This window comes from Tropicimonas sp. IMCC6043, from assembly GCF_004146235.1.
In the GTDB taxonomy this organism is placed as follows: domain Bacteria; phylum Pseudomonadota; class Alphaproteobacteria; order Rhodobacterales; family Rhodobacteraceae; genus Tropicimonas.
The window spans coordinates 1-390 of the sequence record NZ_SELO01000169.1; the positions used below are offsets into that span (position 1 = coordinate 1).

Consider the following 390-nt stretch of genomic DNA (forward strand, 5'->3'; position numbering starts at 1 on the left):
TTCGCCCGAAGGCTCAAGACCCTCAGCGGTCTCACGCCATACGAATACATCTGCAAGATCTGGACTTCAGAGCCAGACAGATTCAATGTCGATCCGATCCACCAAATGCCGGGACTGAACACCTAGCTAGACGCAGGTTGGCCCGTCTCGAAACACCGGCGGCCCTTCACGCCTCATGCGCGCGGCATAATGTCGATGACAGGCCGATGCGGTCCACCTCTCTGTCCGACACACCCACGATCGATGCCGCTACTGGCAGCAAAGCCGACCTTGCTGACATCTGATGAAAACCATCGGATAACGGTTCGGGACGATTGAGTGGACATACCTATTGGTATTTCGTGGCGCTTGCGGATTCGGCTGGCGCAGCAAGATATGCTATGTTCGCTC

The 390-nt window shown here is 56.2% G+C and carries 1 pseudogene; it reads left to right on the top strand.

Going from position 1 to position 390, the window contains the following annotated elements:
* Window positions 1–126, top strand: a pseudogene (locus EU800_RS26270) (IS481 family transposase); the annotation flags it as partial.
* Window positions 127–390 lie beyond the last annotated feature (264 nt).